19 protein-coding genes are annotated in these 18,961 nt (G+C 59.1%); 6 read left to right on the top strand and 13 right to left on the bottom strand.

Translation table 11 applies throughout. The annotated features are described in order from the left end of the window. Positions 1–11: 11 nt before the first annotated feature. Genes garL through MXF20_RS13735 form a run of 4 tightly spaced genes read right to left on the bottom strand, consistent with a single transcriptional unit; the run spans position 12 to position 4,877 of the window. The gene (garL, locus tag MXF20_RS13750; RefSeq protein ID WP_325969824.1) at positions 12–779 is read right to left on the bottom strand and encodes a 2-dehydro-3-deoxyglucarate aldolase; all 768 of its coding nucleotides are present in this window, start codon (positions 777–779) and stop codon (positions 12–14) included. Between the two features lie 52 nt (positions 780–831). Then, positions 832–2,163, bottom strand: a complete 1,332-nt coding sequence (gudD, locus tag MXF20_RS13745) for a glucarate dehydratase (RefSeq protein ID WP_325969823.1) — start codon at positions 2,161–2,163, stop codon at positions 832–834. Between the two features lie 10 nt (positions 2,164–2,173). Next, positions 2,174–3,520, bottom strand: a complete 1,347-nt coding sequence (locus MXF20_RS13740) for an enolase C-terminal domain-like protein (RefSeq protein WP_325969822.1) — start codon at positions 3,518–3,520, stop codon at positions 2,174–2,176. A 10-nt stretch (positions 3,521–3,530) separates the two neighbouring features. Continuing rightward, complete coding sequence (locus MXF20_RS13735; RefSeq protein WP_325969821.1) at positions 3,531–4,877, bottom strand: MFS transporter; 1,347 nt, start codon at positions 4,875–4,877, stop codon at positions 3,531–3,533. Between the two features lie 507 nt (positions 4,878–5,384). On the opposite strand from MXF20_RS13735, the gene garD reads away from it, so the two are divergent. After that, positions 5,385–6,944, top strand: a complete 1,560-nt coding sequence (garD, locus tag MXF20_RS13730; RefSeq protein WP_325969820.1) for a galactarate dehydratase — start codon at positions 5,385–5,387, stop codon at positions 6,942–6,944. A gap of 72 nt (positions 6,945–7,016) precedes the next feature. On the opposite strand, the gene MXF20_RS13725 is transcribed toward garD, so the two are convergent. The 4 genes from MXF20_RS13725 to syd form a co-directional block, all read right to left on the bottom strand. After that, positions 7,017–7,463, bottom strand: coding sequence for a flavodoxin (locus MXF20_RS13725; protein WP_325969819.1), 447 nt, complete (start codon positions 7,461–7,463; stop codon positions 7,017–7,019). 12 nt (positions 7,464–7,475) lie between these two features. Next, positions 7,476–8,255 (bottom strand): tRNA pseudouridine(65) synthase TruC, encoded by a 780-nt coding sequence (gene truC, locus MXF20_RS13720; protein WP_325969818.1) that lies wholly within the window; start codon positions 8,253–8,255, stop codon positions 7,476–7,478. Continuing rightward, positions 8,255–8,581 carry a YqcC family protein gene (locus tag MXF20_RS13715; protein WP_325969817.1) on the bottom strand — a complete coding sequence of 109 codons (327 nt, stop codon included), beginning with the start codon at positions 8,579–8,581 and terminating at the stop codon, positions 8,255–8,257. The genes truC and MXF20_RS13715 overlap by 1 nt, the downstream gene beginning before the upstream one ends. Positions 8,582–9,169: 588 nt before the next feature. Next, a complete protein-coding gene (gene syd, locus MXF20_RS13710) occupies positions 9,170–9,718 on the bottom strand; it encodes a SecY-interacting protein (RefSeq protein WP_325969816.1) in 549 nt (182 codons plus the stop codon). Positions 9,719–9,780: 62 nt separating this feature from the next. Between syd and queF the strand changes: the two genes are divergently transcribed. The 3 genes from queF (at position 9,781) to xni (ending at position 12,983) form a co-directional block, all read left to right on the top strand. After that, positions 9,781–10,626: an NADPH-dependent 7-cyano-7-deazaguanine reductase QueF gene (queF, locus tag MXF20_RS13705; RefSeq protein WP_325969815.1), complete on the top strand. Its 846-nt coding sequence runs from the start codon at positions 9,781–9,783 to the stop codon at positions 10,624–10,626. 186 nt (positions 10,627–10,812) lie between these two features. After that, the gene (ppnN, locus tag MXF20_RS13700; RefSeq protein ID WP_325969814.1) at positions 10,813–12,177 is read left to right on the top strand and encodes a nucleotide 5'-monophosphate nucleosidase PpnN; all 1,365 of its coding nucleotides are present in this window, start codon (positions 10,813–10,815) and stop codon (positions 12,175–12,177) included. A 38-nt stretch (positions 12,178–12,215) separates the two neighbouring features. Continuing rightward, positions 12,216–12,983, top strand: a complete 768-nt coding sequence (gene xni, locus MXF20_RS13695; protein WP_325969813.1) for a flap endonuclease Xni — start codon at positions 12,216–12,218, stop codon at positions 12,981–12,983. 238 nt (positions 12,984–13,221) lie between these two features. On the opposite strand, the gene rlmM is transcribed toward xni, so the two are convergent. From rlmM to MXF20_RS13675, 4 genes are all read right to left on the bottom strand, one after another. Then, positions 13,222–14,322 carry a 23S rRNA (cytidine(2498)-2'-O)-methyltransferase RlmM gene (gene rlmM, locus MXF20_RS13690; protein WP_021507383.1) on the bottom strand — a complete coding sequence of 367 codons (1,101 nt, stop codon included), beginning with the start codon at positions 14,320–14,322 and terminating at the stop codon, positions 13,222–13,224. After that, positions 14,315–14,710: a DUF423 domain-containing protein gene (locus tag MXF20_RS13685; protein WP_325969811.1), complete on the bottom strand. Its 396-nt coding sequence runs from the start codon at positions 14,708–14,710 to the stop codon at positions 14,315–14,317. Before MXF20_RS13685 ends, rlmM begins: the two co-directional genes overlap by 8 nt. A gap of 50 nt (positions 14,711–14,760) precedes the next feature. Beyond that, positions 14,761–15,678: a transcriptional regulator GcvA gene (locus MXF20_RS13680; protein ID WP_010616414.1), complete on the bottom strand. Its 918-nt coding sequence runs from the start codon at positions 15,676–15,678 to the stop codon at positions 14,761–14,763. Between the two features lie 342 nt (positions 15,679–16,020). Continuing rightward, positions 16,021–16,245, bottom strand: a complete 225-nt coding sequence (locus MXF20_RS13675) for a YgdI/YgdR family lipoprotein (RefSeq protein WP_010616412.1) — start codon at positions 16,243–16,245, stop codon at positions 16,021–16,023. 208 nt (positions 16,246–16,453) lie between these two features. Between MXF20_RS13675 and csdA the strand changes: the two genes are divergently transcribed. Together csdA and csdE are read left to right on the top strand one after the other, a co-directional pair. Then, positions 16,454–17,659 (top strand): cysteine desulfurase CsdA, encoded by a 1,206-nt coding sequence (csdA, locus tag MXF20_RS13670; RefSeq protein ID WP_325969810.1) that lies wholly within the window; start codon positions 16,454–16,456, stop codon positions 17,657–17,659. Between the two features lie 4 nt (positions 17,660–17,663). Then, a complete protein-coding gene (gene csdE, locus MXF20_RS13665; protein WP_325969809.1) occupies positions 17,664–18,116 on the top strand; it encodes a cysteine desulfurase sulfur acceptor subunit CsdE in 453 nt (150 codons plus the stop codon). Here the strand turns inward: csdE and tcdA are convergent. Continuing rightward, a complete protein-coding gene (gene tcdA, locus MXF20_RS13660) occupies positions 18,104–18,910 on the bottom strand; it encodes a tRNA cyclic N6-threonylcarbamoyladenosine(37) synthase TcdA (RefSeq protein ID WP_325969808.1) in 807 nt (268 codons plus the stop codon). The genes csdE and tcdA overlap by 13 nt on opposite strands. Between the last annotated feature and the right edge of the window lie 51 nt (positions 18,911–18,961).

Here is an 18,961-nt window from a genome sequence, read left to right as displayed (position 1 = left end):
CCCTTCGTTAGTTACTGCTTAAATTTGTCGCACAGCGCCTGCGTGGCGTGGCGGAAAACACCCAAATCGCTGCCGACGGCAACAAAGCTGGCGCCCCATTCGAGATAACGGCGTGCATCAGCCTCGACCGGTGCCAGAATGCCGCTCGGCTTACCGGCCGCTTTGGCGCGCTCAAGGATGTAACGAATCACTTTCAGCACTTCCGGATGCGCCGGCTGGCCGAGATAGCCCAGTGACGCCGAGAGATCGCCCGGGCCGACAAAGATGCCGTCTACGCCATCCACCGCCGCGATGGCGTCAATGTTATCCACCGCCTGCTGGGTTTCGATTTGCACCAGCACGGTGATGTTGTCATTGATGGTGGCGTTGTAGTCCGCCAGCGTGCCGTACATGTTGCTGCGATGCGAAACCGACACGCCGCGAATCCCGGCTGGCGGATAGCGGGTCGATGCCACCGCGCGCGCCGCCTCTTCTGCAGTTTCCACAAACGGAATCAGGAAGTTATAGAAGCCAATATCCAGCAGACGCTTGATGATGATCGGCTCGTTGCACGGCGGTCGCACCACCGGCGCGCTCGGGCTGCCTTTCAGCGCCATCAGCTGCGGAATAAAGGTGGTGATGTCGTTCGGCGCGTGTTCGCCGTCCAGCACCAGCCAGTCAAAGCCCGCCAGCCCCAGCACTTCCGTGGTGAGAGGATTGGCAAGGGCGCACCAGCTGCCAATCAGGGTTTCCCCTGCCAGCAGGCGACGACGAAAAGGGTTGGGCCAGGCATTGCTCATGGTCTCTACTCCTGTCATTAACTTGCGACGCCCGTGACGGGCGGCGGAAAAATCAGCGCACCAGGCACGGACGCTTGTTATCAAATGTCCAGTTCGGCACGAGGAACTGCATCGCCTGCGCATCGTCGCGCGCGCCCAGTCCATGTTGCTGATACAGCGCATGCGCCTGCATCACCTGATCCATGTCCAGTTCGACGCCAAGGCCCGGCTTCTGCGGCACCTGCACCATGCCGCCCTTGATCTGCAACGGCTCTTTGGTCAGGCGCTGGTTGCCCTCCTGCCAGATCCAGTGAGTATCAATAGCGGTAATCGCGCCCGGTGCGGCGGCGGCGACATGGGTGAACATCGCCAGCGAAACATCGAAGTGGTTGTTGGAGTGCGAACCCCAGGTCAGGCCGAAGTCGTGACACATCTGCGCCACGCGCACCGAGCCCTGCATGGTCCAGAAGTGCGGATCGGCCAGCGGGATATCGACCGACTGCAGCGACAGCGTGTGGCCCATCTGACGCCAGTCGGTGGCGATCATGTTGGTGGCGGTGGGCAGACCGGTGGCGCGCCGGAACTCGGCCATCACTTCACGTCCGGAGTAACCCTGTTCAGCACCGCACGGATCTTCCGCATAGGCCAGCACGCCTTTCAGCTGTTTGCCGAGCAGGATGGCCTCATTCAGCGACCAGGCACCGTTGGGATCGAGCGTTATGCGCGCCTGCGGGAAGCGCTTCGCCAGCGCGGTCACCGCTTCTGCCTCTTCACCGCCGCGCAGCACGCCGCCTTTCAGTTTGAAATCGTTGAAGCCATATTTTTCATAGGCGGCTTCCGCCAGGCGCACCACCGCGTCCGGCGTCAGCGCCTCCTCATGGCGCAGGCGATACCAGTCGCACGGGTCATCCTGCTGGTTCTGATACGGCAGCGCGGTTTTTTTGCGATCGCCGACATAGAACAGATAGCCGAGCATTTCGACGCGATCGCGCTGCTGACCTTCGCCCAGCAGCGACGCCACATTGACGCCCAGATGCTGGCCAAGCAGATCCAGCAGCGCCGCTTCGATGCCGGTCACCACGTGAATGGTGGTGCGCAGGTCAAAGGTCTGATTGCCGCGCCCGCTGGCATCGCGATCGGCAAAGGTGCTGCGCACCAGGTTGAGGACGTTTTTGTACTCGCCGACGGTTTTTCCGATCACCAGCGCCGCCGCGTCTTCCAGCGTCTGGCGAATTTTCTCGCCGCCGGGGATTTCGCCTACGCCCGTGTGGCCGGCGTTATCTTTGACGATCACGATATTGCGGGTAAAAAACGGCGCGTGGGCACCACTCAGATTCAGCAGCATGCTGTCATAACCGGCCACCGGAATGACCTGCATCGCTGTAATTTTCGGGGTCTGACTCATTTCCTGCTCCTTATGCATGGCGGCGTCCGAAGGCCGGACGCTTGCGGTCGAACGACCATCCGGGAACCAGATATTGCATTGCCGTGGCGTCATTACGCGCGCCCGCCGGCAGCGATTGATACAGAGCGTTAGCCTGGCGCAGGCGATCCCAGTCCAGCTCAACGCCGAGGCCGGGCTTATCCGGCACGGCAATTTTACCGTTGCGGATCTGCAGCGGTTCTTTGGTCAGGCGCTGATCGCCCTCCTGCCAAATCCAGTGGGTATCAATGGCGGTCGGTTTGCCCGGAGCCGCCGCGCCAACGTGGGTGAACATCGCCAGCGATATGTCGAAATGATTATTGGAGTGGCAACCCCAGGTGAGTCCCCACTCATCGCACAGCTGCGCCACGCGCACCGCGCCGCTCAGCGTCCAGAAGTGTGGATCGGCCAGCGGAATATCCACCGCGTTGAGCATCACCGCGTGGTTCATCTCCCGCCAGTTGGTGGCGATCATATTGGTGGCGACCGGCAGACCGGTGGCGCGGCGGAACTCCGCCATCACTTCGCGACCGGAATACCCCTGCTCGGCACCGCACGGATCTTCGGCATAGGTCAGCACCTTATCCATGCCTTTGCACAGCGCGATGGCTTCATCCAGATGCCAGGCGCCGTTGGGATCGACGGTGATGCGCGCATCGGGGAAACGCTGCTTCAGCGCTACTGCAGAAGCGATCTCCTGCTCGCCCGGCAGCACGCCGCCTTTGAGTTTGAAATCTTTGAACCCATACTTGTCCTGCGCGGCTTCGGCTAAGCGCATCACCGCGTCCGGCGTCAGCGCCTCCTGATGGCGCAGGTGATACCAGTCGTGACCGGCCGCCTCGCCGCTCAGATACGGCAAATCGGTTTTACGCCGATCGCCGATGTAAAACAGGTAGCCCAGCACCGTGACCTCATCGCGCTGCTGCCCCGGCCCCAGCAGCTCAGCTACCGGCACGCCGAGGCACTGGCCGAGCAGGTCAAGCAGCGCGGCTTCCAGCGCCGCTACCGCGTTGACGCGCAGCTCAAACGTCCAGGCACCGTTGCCGAAGGTGTCGAAATCCGCCGACTGATTGCCTTTGTGCACCTGCTGCACCAGCCGGTTCATGCGCGCTACCTGCTGCCCTTTTACCTGCGGGATGGCATCAATCAGCGTCTGGCAGATGGTTTCACCGCCCGGCGCTTCGCCGACGCCGGTGTGGCCGGCGCTGTCGGTCAGCACCACGATATTGCGCGTGAAACAGGCGCTGTGCGCGCCGCCGATGTTCAGCAGCATGCTGTCGTAACCCGCCACCGGAATCACCTGCATATCGGTAATCACCGGGGAACTTTGCGTATTCATGTTCCGCCCCTTATGGCCGTGGTTTGAGTTCGACACGTTTGATATCGCCGGTAATGATCAGGAAGCTGAACGCCGCCACAAAGGCGTGGATGCCGACATAAATCAGCGCGCCTTCAAACGATCCGCTGGAGGCGATGATGTAGCCAATGGCAATCGGCGTGACGATGCCAGAGAAGTTACCGAACATATTGAACAGACCGCCGCTCAGGCCGCTGATCTCTTTCGGCGCGGTATCTGCCATCACCGCCCAGCCCAGCGCGCCGATGCCTTTACCAAAGAACGCCAGCGCCATAAACAGCACCACCACCCATTCGGTTTCGGTGTAGTTACACATCACCATGCTGATGGAGAGCAGCATGCCGATGACGATTGGCGTTTTACGCGCGATGTTCAGCGAGCCGGTTTTACGCATCAGGTAATCTGAAATCACGCCGCCCAGCACGCCGCCGAGGAAGCCGCAGATAGCGGGAATTGAGGCGATCATGCCGGCTTTAAGAATCGACATACCGCGCGCCTGCACCAGATACACCGGGAACCAGGTAATGAAGAAGTAGGTGAGCGCGTTAACGCAGTACTGGCCCAGGTAAATGCCCCACATCATGCGGGTGGAAAGCAGCTGCTTGATTTGAAACCACTTCTCATCCCAGCTCACTTTGCGATCGGCTTTCTTCGCATCCATGTTGATCAGCGCACCGCCCTGCTCCATGTACTCCAGCTCGGCTTTGTTCACGCCAGGGTGATCGTTCGGATCGTGAATCACCTTCAGCCAGATAAAGCTCAGAATGATGCCCAGCCCGCCCATGAACCAGAACACATGCGCCCAGCCCACTTCGGCCACCAGCCAGCCCATGATCGGTGCGAAAATTACCGTGGCGAAGTACTGGGCGGAGTTAAAGATGGCGACGGCAGTGCCGCGCTCCTGCGCCGGGAACCAGGCGGCGACAATGCGGCTGTTGCCCGGGAAGGACGGCGCTTCCGCCAGCCCCACCATGAAGCGCAGCAGGAACAGCGACACCACAATGCCGAAGCCGCTAAAGATATCGACAAAGCCCTGCAGCAGGGTAAACAGCGACCACAGGAAGATGCTCCAGAAATAGACGCGTTTGGAGCCAAAACGGTCCAGCAGCCAGCCGCCCGGGATCTGACCGATAACATACGCCCACGAAAAAGCGGAGAAGATGTAGCCAAGGCCGACGGAATCGAGACCGATCTCCTTCGACATTGCCGAACCGGCAATCGAGATGGTGGCCCGGTCACCGTAGTTGAACGAGGTGACGATAAATAACATCACCACAATCCAGTAACGGGCGTTGGTGCGCTTCTGCACCGCTGCCGCTGTCTGGCTGTAACTATTCATGATGCACTCCTGAAATATAGCGAACGCTACATTCACTCTGACTGCATACACATCGCGTTGGGTATCAGAATGATGTTGGGTTAAACACGGCGATTGTTGTTATGGCAAAACGATGATGCGTCGTGACGAATAACCAAACGTCGAAGAACGGCAATCAGTATAGAAACAGCCCTGCCGCGAAACACTGGAAGAACGCCCGAGGATATTCCCCGCTGCGGTCTGATTTTGTGGCATTTGCCCATAACGCTGCGGCGTGGCTCACGGAACCATCAATCCAGCTGCGATATTGCTGCAAAAGTGAACAGCGCTGATGCGCTTTGTGAGGATCTTCACTTGCGTTTGGTAAAACGAACCAAACTGCGCGCCGATCGCGGCGTAAAGCCGGTCAGTTGCACAATGCGCACGCCTTTACCCCTGCTTATACTGAGGCTGGCAAATAACGATGATGTGACGGACACCATTTCAACCGCGCCGCCATGTACGGTGCGACCAACCGGAAGGTGAGCAATGAACCGACCTCTGACAGATAAACCGCTCTACATTAAAGTGCACGACGCCGATAACGTGGCGATTGTGGTCAACGATCAGGGACTGCCCGCCGGCACCTGCTTTGATGACGGTCTGCAGCTGACCGAACATGTGCCGCAGGGGCACAAAGTGGCGCTAAGCGATATCGCCCTGCATGGCGACATCGTGCGTTACGGTGAAGTGATTGGCACGGCGCTGCGTCCGATTGCGCGCGGCAGCTGGATTGAGGAGTCGCTGGTGGCGCTGCCCGCCGCACCGCCGCTGGCCAGCCTGCCATTAGCGAATAATGTTCCGCCGCCCTTGCCGCCGCTGGACGGCTACACCTTTGACGGCTATCGCAACGCCGACGGCAGCGTCGGCACGCGCAATCTGCTCGGCATCACCACCAGCGTGCACTGCGTGGCGGGCGTGGTGGATTATGTGGTGCAGCTGATTGAGCGCGATCTGCTGCCGCGTTATAGCAATGTCGATGGCGTGGTGGCGCTCAACCATTTATATGGCTGCGGCGTGGCAATCAATGCACCGGCCGCGGTCGTGCCGATTCGCACCATCCATAACCTGGCGCTGAACCCTAATTTTGGCGGCGAAGTGATGGTGGTGAGCCTCGGCTGCGAGAAATTACAGCCGGAGCGCCTGCTGACCGGAACGCCGGACGTGCAGGCCATCTCGCTGGATGAGCGCGATATCGTGCGCCTGCAGGATGAGCGTCACGTGGGTTTTGGCGCGATGGTCGATGAAATTCTGCAGGTGGCCGAGCGCCATCTGAAAAAGCTCAACCAGCGCCAGCGCGAAACCTGCCCGGCGTCGGCGCTGGTGGTCGGCACCCAGTGCGGCGGCAGCGATGCGTTTTCCGGCGTGACCGCCAATCCGGCGGTTGGCTTTGCCTCGGATCTGCTGGTGCGCTGCGGCGCGACGGTGATGTTTTCGGAAGTGACCGAGGTGCGCGATGCGATCCATCTGCTGACGCCGCGCGTGGTAAACGAAGCGGTGGGTAAACGGCTGCTGGAGGAGATGGCGTGGTACGACGACTACCTGAGTCAGGGGCAAACCGACCGCAGCGCCAATCCATCGCCGGGCAATAAAAAAGGCGGTCTGGCCAATGTGGTAGAAAAAGCGCTGGGCTCGATTGCCAAATCCGGCCGCAGCCCGATAGTCGAAGTGCTGTCACCCGGACAACGCCCGACGCAGCGCGGACTGATTTACGCCGCCACGCCGGCCAGCGATTTTGTCTGCGGCACCCAGCAGATGGCTTCCGGCATTACGCTGCAGGTGTTCACCACCGGGCGCGGCACGCCCTACGGTCTGGCGGCAATTCCGGTAATCAAAATGGCGACGCGCAGCGCGCTGGCAAACCGCTGGCACGATTTAATGGATATCAATGCCGGCACCATCGCGACGGGCGAAGAGAGTATTGAACAGGTCGGCTGGCGGTTGTTCGAGCTGATTCTGGATATCGCCAGCGGCCGCAAACAGACGTGGTCCGATCGCTGGGGAATCCGTAATCAGCTGGCAGTATTCAATCCGGCACCGGTCACGTGAGGTGGAAATTAACTTTCGGTGCGATCGGTTCCCTCTCCCGCCTGCGGGAGAGGGTTAGGGTGAGGGCCTGATTTACAACAACTTACCCCAGCTCTCAACCCACGGCGTGGTCACTGACTCGGGCTCCGGATTTTCCGTTGCATCCACCAGCAGCACCTCACCAACACGCTGCGCCTGCTGCTCCTGCAGCGTGGCATCGAAGGTTTTACCAGCCCCGCAGAAGTGGTCGTAACTGCTGTCGCCTAAAGCGATCACGCCATAGCGCAGCTCAGGCTGATAGCCCAGCTCATCGCGCACCTGCACATACAGCCGCGCGATATTGTCCGGAAAATCGCCCTGCCCGGTGGTCGAGGTAATAATTAACGCGACCTCTTTACTGTAAACCTGCCAGTCGGCGAGTGACGGATCTTCAAACACCTTCACCTCATGCCCCTGCGCTTCCAGCACCGGCTGCGCCTCTTCGGCAACCAGCAGCGCGTTGCCGTACACCGTACCTGTAAAAATGCCAATCTTTGCCATCTTGCCGCTCCTTTATTCTGTCGGCTTATCCTGGACTGCCTCAGCGGCAAACTCAACCCTCGGCACATCAGGCAATTGCTGCTGCCAGCCAAACGGGTGCAGCATCTGCTGCCAGACGCGATCCAGCCCGGCGCGAATTACCAGCGGTTCGCCGGTCACCGGGTGCGTCAGCGTCAGCGCACTGGCGTGCAGCATCAGGCGATCCATACCAAAATGGGCCGCGGCACCGCGGTTCTGCCGCAGATCGCCGTGCGAGCTGTCACCAATAATCGGATGGCGCAGGTGCGCCATATGGCGCCGCAGCTGATGCTTGCGCCCGGTGTGCGGCGACAGCTCAACCAGCGTATAACGGGCGCTGGAATACTTGCCGATAGCCACCGGCAGTTCCGCCTGCGCCAGCGCGCGGTAATCGGTGACCGCCGGCTGCGGCGCACGCGGTTCCGTGACAAACTTGTCCGCAATTTTATCCAGCTCTTCCAGCAGCGGATAATCCAGCGTTGCGCTCCCGTCCAGCCAGCCGCGCACCACTGCGTGATAGGTTTTCTGAATCTGATGCTGCTCAAACTGCTGCGCCAGCAGTCGCCCGACTTCGCTGGAGAGCCCCATCAGCAGCACGCCAGACGTGGGACGATCGAGGCGATGCGCGGTAAAGACGTGCTGGCCAATCTGGTCGCGCACCGTCTGCATCACCACCACTTTCTCTTTGCGATCGAGCCAGCTGCGATGCACCAGCCAGCCCGCCGGTTTATTCACCGCCACCAGCCATGCATCCTGATAAATGATCTCCAGCATCAGGCGGCCGGCGGCGCAAACAGCGCATCAAGCTGGCTGAGCGTCAGCAGCAGCGCTGCATGGCCCGGCGTGGTGGGTGGCAGGGCCATCTCATAATACGGCGTAACGGTGACGTTTTGCGGCAGCGCGGCGTCGGCGTCGATCAGCGCCTGCATGCGCGGCAGCAATACCCATTGCAGCCACTCGAGCGGTTGCAGAGTATCGAGACAGAAAGGTTGCGTGCTATTGAAGGCTTCCGCCACCGGGGGCTGCGCCTGCCAGTGGCCGTGTTCGCGCATTACCGCTTCGACCTGCTGCAGCCGCTGAATAATCAGGTGCGTCGACATACGCTACCTCCGCGTCAAAAAGGGGCGGCAAGCATATCATTAGTGGGTGCGCGTGCAAAAACGGCATAAAAAAAGGGAGCACTGTGATTACAGTGCTCCCGGTTCGTTTGCAGCATTCCCGCCACCGCTGTGCTCCCTGCTCATCCATGACAACTGTTCCTGCGCTTTCCGTCGCCTGTCGTCGTGACATTGGTCCTTAGCATCCTGGCCCGCCACATCCCGCGTGGCTCTCATTCTCCATCCTGGAGGTGTCCTTTACTCACTCCGGAGTGTCCTGCTTCATCCTGAAGCCTTCCCTGTGACGTAAACTCCGTTACGTTCCTGCCGCCTGGCTGACATTCTCCTGAACGTCTCTCAATCCGTGGCTTCCTGCCAGTGGTGACTATTCTGGCAGAAACCATCGCAATAACAAGTCAGTAAGCGCCGTTAAAGGATTAAGCCATGTCTTAATTTTCAGATTGATGCCATAACTGCATGATTCACAATCTTTTTACATTTAGTCCTTCCGGAAGTCTGCGCAACGATCTGGCGATCTCGCACAGCAGATGTGAGAGATCTCTCACAGTGGCTGCGAGAAAAATCTGCAACTCAAAGACTAACCGGTTGTAAAGCATTAAGAAATGTCTGAATACCTGAGGCCAGTACCTGCCGTTTTTTCGTGCCGGGCTGCTCGAGGATCACTTCGCCGCTCAGATTACACACCGCGATAACATCCTGCTCAGAATCTGTCGTGGCGATAAACAGTGTCGGGCTCTGTTTCAGGCGGCGCTTCATCACCAGGTGACCAATCAGGTTCTCCTGCAGACGCGTGAAATCGGCCTCGCTCCACACCTGCAGCAGCGTCAGCGGCTGCTGCGCAAACTGCGCGTGCATGTCACCGGCAAACTGCGTGGTGTAAAACGCGGTGATGTCCGGCTGCAGCTGAATATCCAGTGCGCGCTCAACGGCTGCCAGAGAAGCTGGCAAAGTAAAATCCTGCGGCTGCCACAGGACGCGCTGATCCAGCTCACTGATGATGCAGGGCGACGGCACGCCATACAGCTCTTCGCTGGCAGGAAAGTGGCCGTGCTGCTGCTGCCAGTGCGTTACATAACGGGCGGTAAAATCGCGCAGGGCCTCTGCGGTTTGCTGCATCATTCATCTTCTCGCTGGTGATCGGTTACACTGACTTTCTTTGATAGATTTTAGTGGTAACCGTTATGTCTTCTGAAAACCGGGATGCGGCGCTAAGCGGCCTGACTTTGGGTAAGCCCACCGCGTATGTTGATCGCTACGATAACACGCTGCTGCAGGCGGTGCCGCGCAGCCTGAACCGCGAGCCGCTCGGGCTCTATCCCGACAACCTGCCGTTCCACGGCGCAGATATCTGGACGCTGTATGAACTCTCCTGGCTGAACAGCAAAGGCGTGCCGCAGGTGGCGGTCGGCGAAGTGGTGCTAAGCGCCGACAGCGCGAATCTGATCGAGTCCAAAAGCTTCAAACTCTATCTTAACAGCTTTAACCAGACGATTTTCGCCGACTGGGGCGACGTGCGGCAAACGCTGGAGCGCGATCTCAGTGCCTGCGCCAATGGCGAGGTCAGCGTGGCGCTGTTTCGCCTGAGCGAAGTGGAAGGTCAGCCGATTGGGCATTTCGCCGGCGACGTCATCGACGAGCAGGATATCACCATCAGCGATTACGGTTTCAACGCTGACTACCTCGCCAGCGCCACCGGCAGCGAAGTGGTTGAAGAGACGCTGGTCAGCCATCTGCTTAAATCGAACTGCCTGATCACCAACCAGCCGGACTGGGGCTCGGTAATGATTCGCTATCAGGGGCCGCGTATCGATCGCGAAGCGCTGCTGCGTTACCTGATTTCGTTCCGCCAGCACAATGAGTTTCACGAGCAGTGCGTCGAGCGTATCTTCAACGACATTCAGCGTTTTTGTCAGCCGACGGCGTTGACCGTTTATGCGCGCTACACGCGGCGCGGCGGGCTGGATATCAATCCGTGGCGCAGCAATGTCCCCTTCACGCCGGGCTATTCCCGCCTGGTGCGCCAGTAACAGATTGCGAGATGTCTCGCAGGCCGCCGCACGGATGCGCGGTTCCACTTGAGCATTCGCGGCCGACAACGTTACTCTGGTGCAGGCGCGAGGGCGACAGCGTGCTTACCGAAGGATTTTCGTCACTGCGCTCAACGGGTTAAGCGCAGCGTCATCAGTCACGCATTTGCGTGTAAAGGAGTTCTCTTGATTACACATATCAGCCCGCTTGGCTCGATGGATCTGCTCTCCCAGCTGGAAGTCGACATGCTGAAGCGTACCGCCAGCAGCGATCTCTACCAGCTGTTTCGTAACTGCTCGCTGGCGGTGCTCAACTCCGGCAGCCAGACCGACAGTAGCCATGAACTGCTTTCCCGCTTTGAAAACTTTGACATCAACGTGCTGCGCCGCGAGCGCGGTGTGAAACTGGAGCTGATCAACCCGCCGGAAGAGGCGTTCGTCGATGGCCGGATTATCCGTTCACTGCAGGCGAACCTGTTTGCCGTGCTGCGCGACATTCTGTTTGTTAACGGTCAGCTCTCGGCAGCGGATCGTCTGCAGAATCAGGATGTCACCGACTCCGCGCACATCACCAACCAGGTGTTCTCCATTCTGCGCAATGCGCGCGCGCTGCACGTGGGTGAATATCCCAACACCGTGGTGTGCTGGGGCGGCCACTCCATCAACGCGGTCGAATATCAATATTGCCGCAATGTCGGGACGCAGATGGGCCTGCGCGAACTGAACATCTGTACCGGCTGTGGCCCGGGCGTGATGGAAGCGCCGATGAAAGGTGCTGCAGTAGGTCATGCGCAGCAGCGCTATCACGACAGCCGTTTTATCGGCCTGACCGAACCGTCGATCATCGCTGCAGAACCGCCTAACCCGCTGGTGAATGAACTGATCATCATGCCGGACATTGAAAAGCGTCTGGAAGCCTTTGTGCGCATCGCGCACGGCATTGTGATCTTCCCGGGCGGCGTCGGTACGGCAGAAGAGCTGTTGTATCTGCTGGGTATTCTGATGAATCCGCAGAACAGCGATCAGGTGCTGCCGCTGATCCTCACCGGGCCGAAAGAGAGCGCCGACTATTTCCGCGTGCTGGATGATTTTATCGTTAATACGCTGGGTGAAGCCGCGCGCCGGCATTACAAAATCATCATTGATGATGCTGCGGAAGTGGCGCGTCTGATGAAGAAAGCCATGCCGCAGGTGAAAGAGTACCGCCGTGAAACCGGCGATGCTTACAGCTTTAACTGGTCGATTCGTATTGCGCCGGATCTGCAGGTGCCGTTCCTGCCAACCCACGAAAATATGGCCAACCTGAAGCTGTTCCCGAATCAGCCAGCGGAAAAACTGGCGGCGGACCTGCGGCGTGCCTTCTCGGGCATTGTGGCCGGTAACGTTAAAGAGATGGGAATCCGCGAAATCCGGGAAAAAGGTCCATACAGACTGCACGGCGACGCCGATCTGATGCACCGTATGGACGAACTGCTGCAGGGCTTCGTCGCGCAGCAGCGCATGAAGCTGCCGGGCAGCGCTTACATTCCCTGCTACGAAATCATCAAATAACCCATCAGGAAGGCAGCCTGCGGGCTGCCGGTATCACTATGTCGCTTCATCTGCTTATTATCGACGCGCTCAATTTAATCCGCCGTCTGCATGCGGTGCAGGGATCGCCCTGTCGCGAGGCCTGCGTGGCGGCGCTGCATCAGCTGCTGGGCCACACGCGCCCGACGCACGTGGTGGCAGTGTTTGACAGCCATGAGCGACAGCCCGGCTGGCGTCATCAGTTATTGCCGGACTACAAAGCGGGTCGCCCGCCGATGCCGGACGATCTACAACAGGAGATGGCGTCGCTGCAGGCGGCCTTCGAGGCCAGCGGTGTCAGCTGCTGGGTTGCCGATCGTGATGAAGCGGACGATCTGGCCGCGACGCTGGCGGTGAAGATGGCCGACGCCGGTCATCAGGCCACCATCGTTTCCACCGATAAAGGTTACTGCCAGCTGCTGGCTCCAAATATCCGCATCCGCGATTATTTTCAGAAGCGCTGGCTGGACGTGCCGTTTATCGAACAGGAGTTCGGCGTCGCGCCGGCGCAGCTGGCGGATTACTGGGGATTATGCGGAATCAGCAGCAGTAAAATTCCTGGCGTACCCGGCATCGGGCCGAAAAGCGCGCGGGAACTGCTGCTGCAGTTTGGTTCGCTGGAAGCCCTGTATCAGCAGCTGGATCAGGTACCTGACAAATGGCAGAAGAAGTTACGCGATCACCGCGCCATTGCGGAGGTGTGCCGACAGGTGTCAACGCTGAAGCGGGATTTGGTGTTGCAGGGGAATTTAAATACGCTGCGGTATCAGGGTTCGGTGCGTCATTGAGGTCGCCATAAATGGCGCCCCTACAGCAGGATGGCGAGCCTGAGCTGCTCCGGGAAGTTTCACCCCTACTCATTGCGCGATGAATCGCGCCGCTACGGATGAGTGCAACTAAGTTCTGCGAAATAATTTGTGCTAGCGCAAGGCGGCAAGCCTGGGAGTCCCCGGGAGCATACATCAGTATGTGACCGGGGCGAGCAGGCGCAGCCAACGCCGCGATAGTGCAAAGTATGAAGCAGAACTAGCGTTCGTCGCGCCGTCCGCCGACGGCCGCCCAGATCCGGCGCACATGCACGGTCACTTCTTCGCGGTCGTGATACAGCTGGCGCGCCTGAATCTGCGCGTTTACGCCCTTCTCCTTCAGCGCCGCGTCCATCATTGCCAGGTTCTGCGTAACTTCTTCATAGCGCTTTTTCATCGGCAGCTTGAGGTTGAAGATCGCCTCACGACACCAGCCGTTGACCAGCCACTCGGTCATCAGGCTGGCGACGCGCACCGGTTTTTCCACCATGTCGCACACCAGCCAGCTGATGTTGCTGCGCGGCGGGCGGAATTTGAAACCGTCTTCGCGGCAGTGTGTAACCTGGCCGGTATCCATAAGGCTCGGCGCCATCGGACCGTTATCCACCGCGTAAACCCACATGCTGCGCTTCACCAGCTGATAGGTCCAGCCGCCTGGGCAGGCACCGAGATCGACCGCATACATGCCGCTGCCCAGCCGTTCATCCCACTCATCGGCCGGCACGAACACGTGGAATGCTTCTTCCAGTTTCAGCGTGGAGCGGCTGGGCGCATCGGCCGGGAACTTCAGGCGCGGAATGCCCATATAGAACGGCGAGTTGTTGTGCGGCAGCGAATAACCGACATAACAGGTGCCCGGTGCGATAAAGAACACATGCACTACCGGACGTTTGTTGCTCTCATAATTCAGCAGAATTTTGCTGTCGCGCAGGCTGGCGCGCAGCGGTACCGTCAGCTTGCGGCAAAATTTGGTCAGCTCTTTGGCTTCATTGGTGTCGGGCACTTCAACGCGCAGCTCGCCGCCCTTCTCCACCACGCCGCTCAGCATGCCGACGATCGGGGTAATACGATCTTCCGGCGGAAGATCGCGCAGCAGCTCGCCCACCACCAGCATTTGCCGGGCAAAAATCAGCTCCGCGAACGGCAGCGTGGCGATCAGTTTTTCCGCCTCTTCCGGCTGATAGCACTCAAACAGCACGTAACCGGCGTCATCTTTAACGCGCGGAAAACCGTAGATTTCGCGCTCCGCTGCTTTGGCACTGATTTCTGCCGCGCACTCTTTCTCAAATCCCGGACGGCAATAGAGTAAAACTTTATTCATGGCGATCTGCCTTTCGTTTCAGACGCAGCGCGCCAATCAACATCAAAAACCAGCCAATCAGGAAGCACAGGCCTCCAACCGGCGTAACAAACACCCAGAACTTCAGGTGCGACAGCGCCAGACAATACAGACTGCCGCTGAACAGGACGGTACCGAGCGCCATCGCGGCGCTGCTCCAGTAAAACCAGATATTGGCGCGACGCAGCATCGCTGCGCCAATACCGATAATCGCCAGCGTATGATACGCCTGATATTCAAGGCCGGTATGGATCCACGCCATCTCGGCCGCGCCAAGCGCTTTGCTCAGCACGTGCGCCCCAAAAGCACCAAACGCCACCAGCAGAAAGCCGCTGATGGCGGCAAATATAAACATGGCTCGACTGGACATTCATTTATCCTCAAGGTGAAACCGCACATCACTGTGCGGCAGGCAACGCGTTAGTGATCGTAGCGGAAGCGGAATTTTTCTTGTTCAGTTGCGGCTTTTTCCAGAATCCACTGCCGAAAGGCGGCTATTTTACCCAGTTCTGCCTGGCTGTCATGACAAACCAGATAAAAAGCATTTTTACTCACCAGCACATCGTTGAAGGGACAGACCAGACGCCCGGCCTCAATTTCACTCTGCGCCATCACGTTATTCGCCAGCGCCACGCCCTGGCCGTGAATCGCCGCCTGCAGCACCATGGCGCTGTGGCTGAAGATCGGCCCCTGCTGGACATTAATGTGCTGCAAGCCCAACTGACGAATATAGGATTGCCAGTCACGGCGCGAGGCGTCATGCAGCAGCGTGAAATGCGCCAGATCGGCCGGCGATTTGAGCGGATTGTCGCCGGTCAGCAGCAGCGGCGAGCACACCGGCAGCAGATATTCGGCATACAATTTTTCGACCCGCAGACCGGGCCAGTTGCCGCGGCCGTAAAAAATCGCCACGTCGACATCGTCGGCCAGCTTCTCCTCATCCCGGTCCACCGCCTGGATACGTACATCGATGCCCGGATAAGCCAGATTAAAGCTGGAGAGACGCGGAACCAGCCACTGAATGGCGAAACTCGGCAGCAGGCTGACGGTCAGCGCGCCTTTGGCACTGCGCGCCTGCAGCTTACGCGTGGCATCGTTCAGTGCCGAAAAAATTTCTTTGATATCGAGATAGTAGCTTTGACCCTCTTCGGTGAGTAACAGCGAACGATTGCGCCGGCGAAACAGCTTGAGACCGAGAAAATCTTCCAGCGATTTGATCTGATGGCTGACAGCCGCCTGGGTAACAAACAGCTCCTCAGCGGCTTTGGTGAAGCTCAAATGACGGGCCGCAGCGTCGAAGACGCGAAGAGCATTAAGCGGCGGAAGGCGTTTTGACATGGTTTTCCGTACCCGGATTGACAGCGTAACACTGCAACTTATACAAAGTCGTTACGTATTAGATTTTTTAATCCGAGACATTATAATTTGTCCGTTGAGGAAGCTCCAGCAAATACCTATAGTTGCCGCACTTCCTGAGCCGGAACGAAAAGATTTCTGGAAACGTGCGAGAGATCGCAGACTTTTGGAGAGCTTTTGGCTTGTGGTCGTGATGTTGTGTTTGCATTTTGATCTGACGATTGCAGATCAAACTTTTAATTCCTGTAGATTTACCCTGTCTGTCCATAGTGATTTTAAATAGCACCGCAAATTGCGGTGCTTTTTTTTACCTGCTTGCCGGGCTTACTGGCCCATTTCCACCATCTCTTTCACATCTGAGCGGTTAATCTGCTGCTCGTTGCCATTGGCATCTTTATAGCTGATCATACCGGTTTCATCGTCAACTTTTGGTTTGCCATCCGCAACAATGGTGCGACCATCATTGGTATGCATGACGTAGTTGCTGGAACAGGCGGCCAGGGTAAAGGCCATGGTGCACACGGCCAGCACTGCGGCGAGTTTATTCATCTTCTATCTCCTTGCAGATTGATTGCATTAAACCACCCGCGTGCGCTGACCAGTGGCAGCAAACAGAGCGATCGACTGGAACAGACCGATTCGTTATGCGGGTTTCGGTTCAAACCTTGCAATAATTAGCATAACGCGCTTTTCCAGCTTTGCCAGGCCACGGCGTGGCTTTCAGCCTGGTCCTAACATCCAAGTAAGTGAGCTGAGTATGACCCATTTCTCTCCTGGCGAGTTTCGTCAGCAGTTTCCCGCGCTGAGCGATGCGGGCGTCTATCTCGACAGCGCCGCCACCGCGCTGAAGCCGCAGGCAGTGATTGATGCGACCGCGCAGTTCTATGCGCTGAGCGGCGGTACCGTCCACCGCAGCCAGTTCGCCGCTGCCCGGGCGCTGACGGCACAGTATGAACAGGCGCGCGCACGCGTGGCGCACTGGCTGCATGCGGCGGACGATCGGCAAATTGTCTGGACGCGCGGTACCACGGAGGCGATTAACCTGGTGGCGCACAGCTGGCTGGCACCGCACCTGCAGCCGGGCGACGAGATTGTGGTCAGCGAAGCCGAGCACCACGCCAATCTGGTGCCGTGGCTGATGGTGGCGCAGGCCAGCGGCGCGAAAGTGGTGAAATGGCCGATTGGCGCAGACCGGCTGCCGGATATCGCGCTGCTGCCGCAGTTACTCAATGTGCGCACCCGGCTGCTGGCAATTGGCCAGATGTCCAACGTGACCGGTGGCTGTCCCGATCTGGCGCAGGCCATTTCGCTGGCGCACGGCGTTGGCGCGAAAGTGATGGTTGATGGCGCTCAGGGCGTGGTGCACTGCCCGCCGGATGTGCAGGCGCTGGACATCGACTTCTACGCCTTTTCCGCGCACAAGCTGTACGGTCCGATGGGCACCGGCGTGCTGTACGGCAAAGCGGAGCTGCTGGACGCGATGCCACCGTGGCAGGGCGGCGGCAAAATGCTGACGCAGGTGGATTTCAGCGGCTTCACGCCGCAGCCGGTGCCGTGGCGCTTTGAAGCAGGCACGCCGAACGTAGCGGGCGTGGTCGGGCTGAGCGCAGCGCTGGAGTGGCTGACACAGTATGATGCTGAGAAAGCCGAACGCTGGAGCCAGCAGCTGGCCTGCCTTGCCGAAGAGCAACTCAGCGCCATTCCCGGCTTTCGCAGTTTCCGCTGCGGCAGCGCCAGCCTGCTGGCGTTTGATATCGCCGGCATTCACCACAGCGATATCGTGACGCTGCTGGCGGAACAGGGCATCGCGCTGCGCGCCGGTCAGCACTGCGCCCAGCCGCTGATGGCGGCGCTTGGCGTCAGCGGCACGCTGCGCGTCTCTTTTGCCCCCTATAATAATCTGCAGGACGTGGACGCGCTGGTGCGCGCCATGCACCATGCCGTGGATTTACTGAGTGAGTAACGTAATGACATCAGCCCTGCTTGCCCCCCATCCGTTTGGCGACCTGATTACCGAAGCCAGCCTGACGGAGAAGTTTGCCCATTTTCATCAGTGGGAGGATCGCTATCGCCAGCTGATTCAGCTCAGCCGCCAGCTGCCGGCGCTGCCGGAAGCGCTGAAAACGGCGGAAATTGAGCTGTCCGGCTGTGAAAACCGCGTCTGGCTCAGCAGCCAGCAGCGGGGCGACGGCACGCTGCATTTTTACGGCGACAGTGAGGGACGCATCGTGCGTGGCTTGCTGGCGGTGCTGCTGACAGCGGTGGAAGGAAAAACGCCCGCCGCGCTGTTAGCCACGGACCCGCTGGCGCTGTTTGATACCTTAGGGCTGCGCGCGCAGCTGAGTGCCTCGCGCAGCAGTGGTTTACAGGCGCTGGCTGAGGCAGTACAGCGTGCCGCGCGCGCGCATCAGGCAGACTGACGCGCCGCACGCGCGAGGAATTTTTTCAGCGCGTGCGACACCGCAACAAAGCCAAAAGTGGCGGTCACCATGGTGGCCGCACCGAAGCCGGCGGCACAGTCCATGCGCTTTGGCCCTTCCGCCGTGCTGCGCGAAGCGCACACCGTGCCGTCCGGCTGCGGATACACCAGCGCCTCGGTAGAGAACACGCAGTCGATCCCCAGTTTGCCCTTGCTGTTTTTCACCACGCCAAAATCACTTTTCAGCCGCTCGCGCAGTTTGGCAGCCAGCGGATCCTGAATGGTTTTAGCTAAATCACTGACCTGAATCTGCGTCGGATCGATCTGCCCGCCCGCGCCACCGGTGGTGATCAGCGGGATCTTATTGCGCCGGCACCAGGCGATCAGCGCAGCCTTGGGGCGCACGCTGTCAATTGCGTCGATCACATAGTCGAATCCTGCCGCCATCAGCTCAGCGGTATTGTCCGGCGTGATGAAGTCATCGATGCAGATCACCTCACACTCCGGATTGATGGCGTGAATACGCTGCGCCATCACTTCAGTTTTGGCCTGGCCGACATTGCCCTGCAGCGCATGAATCTGGCGGTTGGTATTGGTAATGCACACATCATCCATGTCGATCAGGGTGATTTTACCGATGCCGGTGCGCGCCAGCGCTTCGGCCGCCCAGGAACCGACGCCGCCGATGCCGATGACGCAGAAATGCGCATCGGCAAAACGCTGCAGTGCTTCCTGCCCGTAGAGACGCGCCGTGCCGCCAAACCGCTGGCGCCAGGCGTCGCTGACAACTTTCATAGCTTACCTTTTAATACGATGCGCAGATGCGCACCCGTCAAAACCCAGGGT

It is taken from the genome of Pantoea dispersa (assembly GCF_035783935.1).
In the GTDB taxonomy this organism is placed as follows: domain Bacteria; phylum Pseudomonadota; class Gammaproteobacteria; order Enterobacterales; family Enterobacteriaceae; genus Pantoea; species Pantoea dispersa_C.
The sequence above is the reverse complement of the archived record's forward strand: the minus strand, read 5'-3'. Positions and strand labels throughout refer to the sequence as shown.

What these genes read in the sequence shown, in the direction of transcription:
- garL (WP_325969824.1), bottom strand. Translation starts at nt 779, where the DNA reads ATGAGCAATGCCTGGCCCAACCCTTTTCGTCGTCGCCTGCTGGCAGGG.
- gudD (WP_325969823.1), bottom strand. Translation starts at nt 2,163, where the DNA reads ATGAGTCAGACCCCGAAAATTACAGCGATGCAGGTCATTCCGGTGGCC.
- MXF20_RS13740 (WP_325969822.1), bottom strand. Translation starts at nt 3,520, where the DNA reads ATGAATACGCAAAGTTCCCCGGTGATTACCGATATGCAGGTGATTCCG.
- MXF20_RS13735 (WP_325969821.1), bottom strand. Translation starts at nt 4,877, where the DNA reads ATGAATAGTTACAGCCAGACAGCGGCAGCGGTGCAGAAGCGCACCAAC.
- garD (WP_325969820.1), top strand. Translation starts at nt 5,385, where the DNA reads ATGAACCGACCTCTGACAGATAAACCGCTCTACATTAAAGTGCACGAC.
- MXF20_RS13725 (WP_325969819.1), bottom strand. Translation starts at nt 7,463, where the DNA reads ATGGCAAAGATTGGCATTTTTACAGGTACGGTGTACGGCAACGCGCTG.
- truC (WP_325969818.1), bottom strand. Translation starts at nt 8,255, where the DNA reads ATGCTGGAGATCATTTATCAGGATGCATGGCTGGTGGCGGTGAATAAA.
- MXF20_RS13715 (WP_325969817.1), bottom strand. Translation starts at nt 8,581, where the DNA reads ATGTCGACGCACCTGATTATTCAGCGGCTGCAGCAGGTCGAAGCGGTA.
- syd (WP_325969816.1), bottom strand. Translation starts at nt 9,718, where the DNA reads ATGATGCAGCAAACCGCAGAGGCCCTGCGCGATTTTACCGCCCGTTAT.
- queF (WP_325969815.1), top strand. Translation starts at nt 9,781, where the DNA reads ATGTCTTCTGAAAACCGGGATGCGGCGCTAAGCGGCCTGACTTTGGGT.
- xni (WP_325969813.1), top strand. Translation starts at nt 12,216, where the DNA reads ATGTCGCTTCATCTGCTTATTATCGACGCGCTCAATTTAATCCGCCGT.
- rlmM (WP_021507383.1), bottom strand. Translation starts at nt 14,322, where the DNA reads ATGAATAAAGTTTTACTCTATTGCCGTCCGGGATTTGAGAAAGAGTGC.
- MXF20_RS13685 (WP_325969811.1), bottom strand. Translation starts at nt 14,710, where the DNA reads ATGTCCAGTCGAGCCATGTTTATATTTGCCGCCATCAGCGGCTTTCTG.
- MXF20_RS13680 (WP_010616414.1), bottom strand. Translation starts at nt 15,678, where the DNA reads ATGTCAAAACGCCTTCCGCCGCTTAATGCTCTTCGCGTCTTCGACGCT.
- MXF20_RS13675 (WP_010616412.1), bottom strand. Translation starts at nt 16,245, where the DNA reads ATGAATAAACTCGCCGCAGTGCTGGCCGTGTGCACCATGGCCTTTACC.
- csdA (WP_325969810.1), top strand. Translation starts at nt 16,454, where the DNA reads ATGACCCATTTCTCTCCTGGCGAGTTTCGTCAGCAGTTTCCCGCGCTG.
- csdE (WP_325969809.1), top strand. Translation starts at nt 17,664, where the DNA reads ATGACATCAGCCCTGCTTGCCCCCCATCCGTTTGGCGACCTGATTACC.
- tcdA (WP_325969808.1), bottom strand. Translation starts at nt 18,910, where the DNA reads ATGAAAGTTGTCAGCGACGCCTGGCGCCAGCGGTTTGGCGGCACGGCG.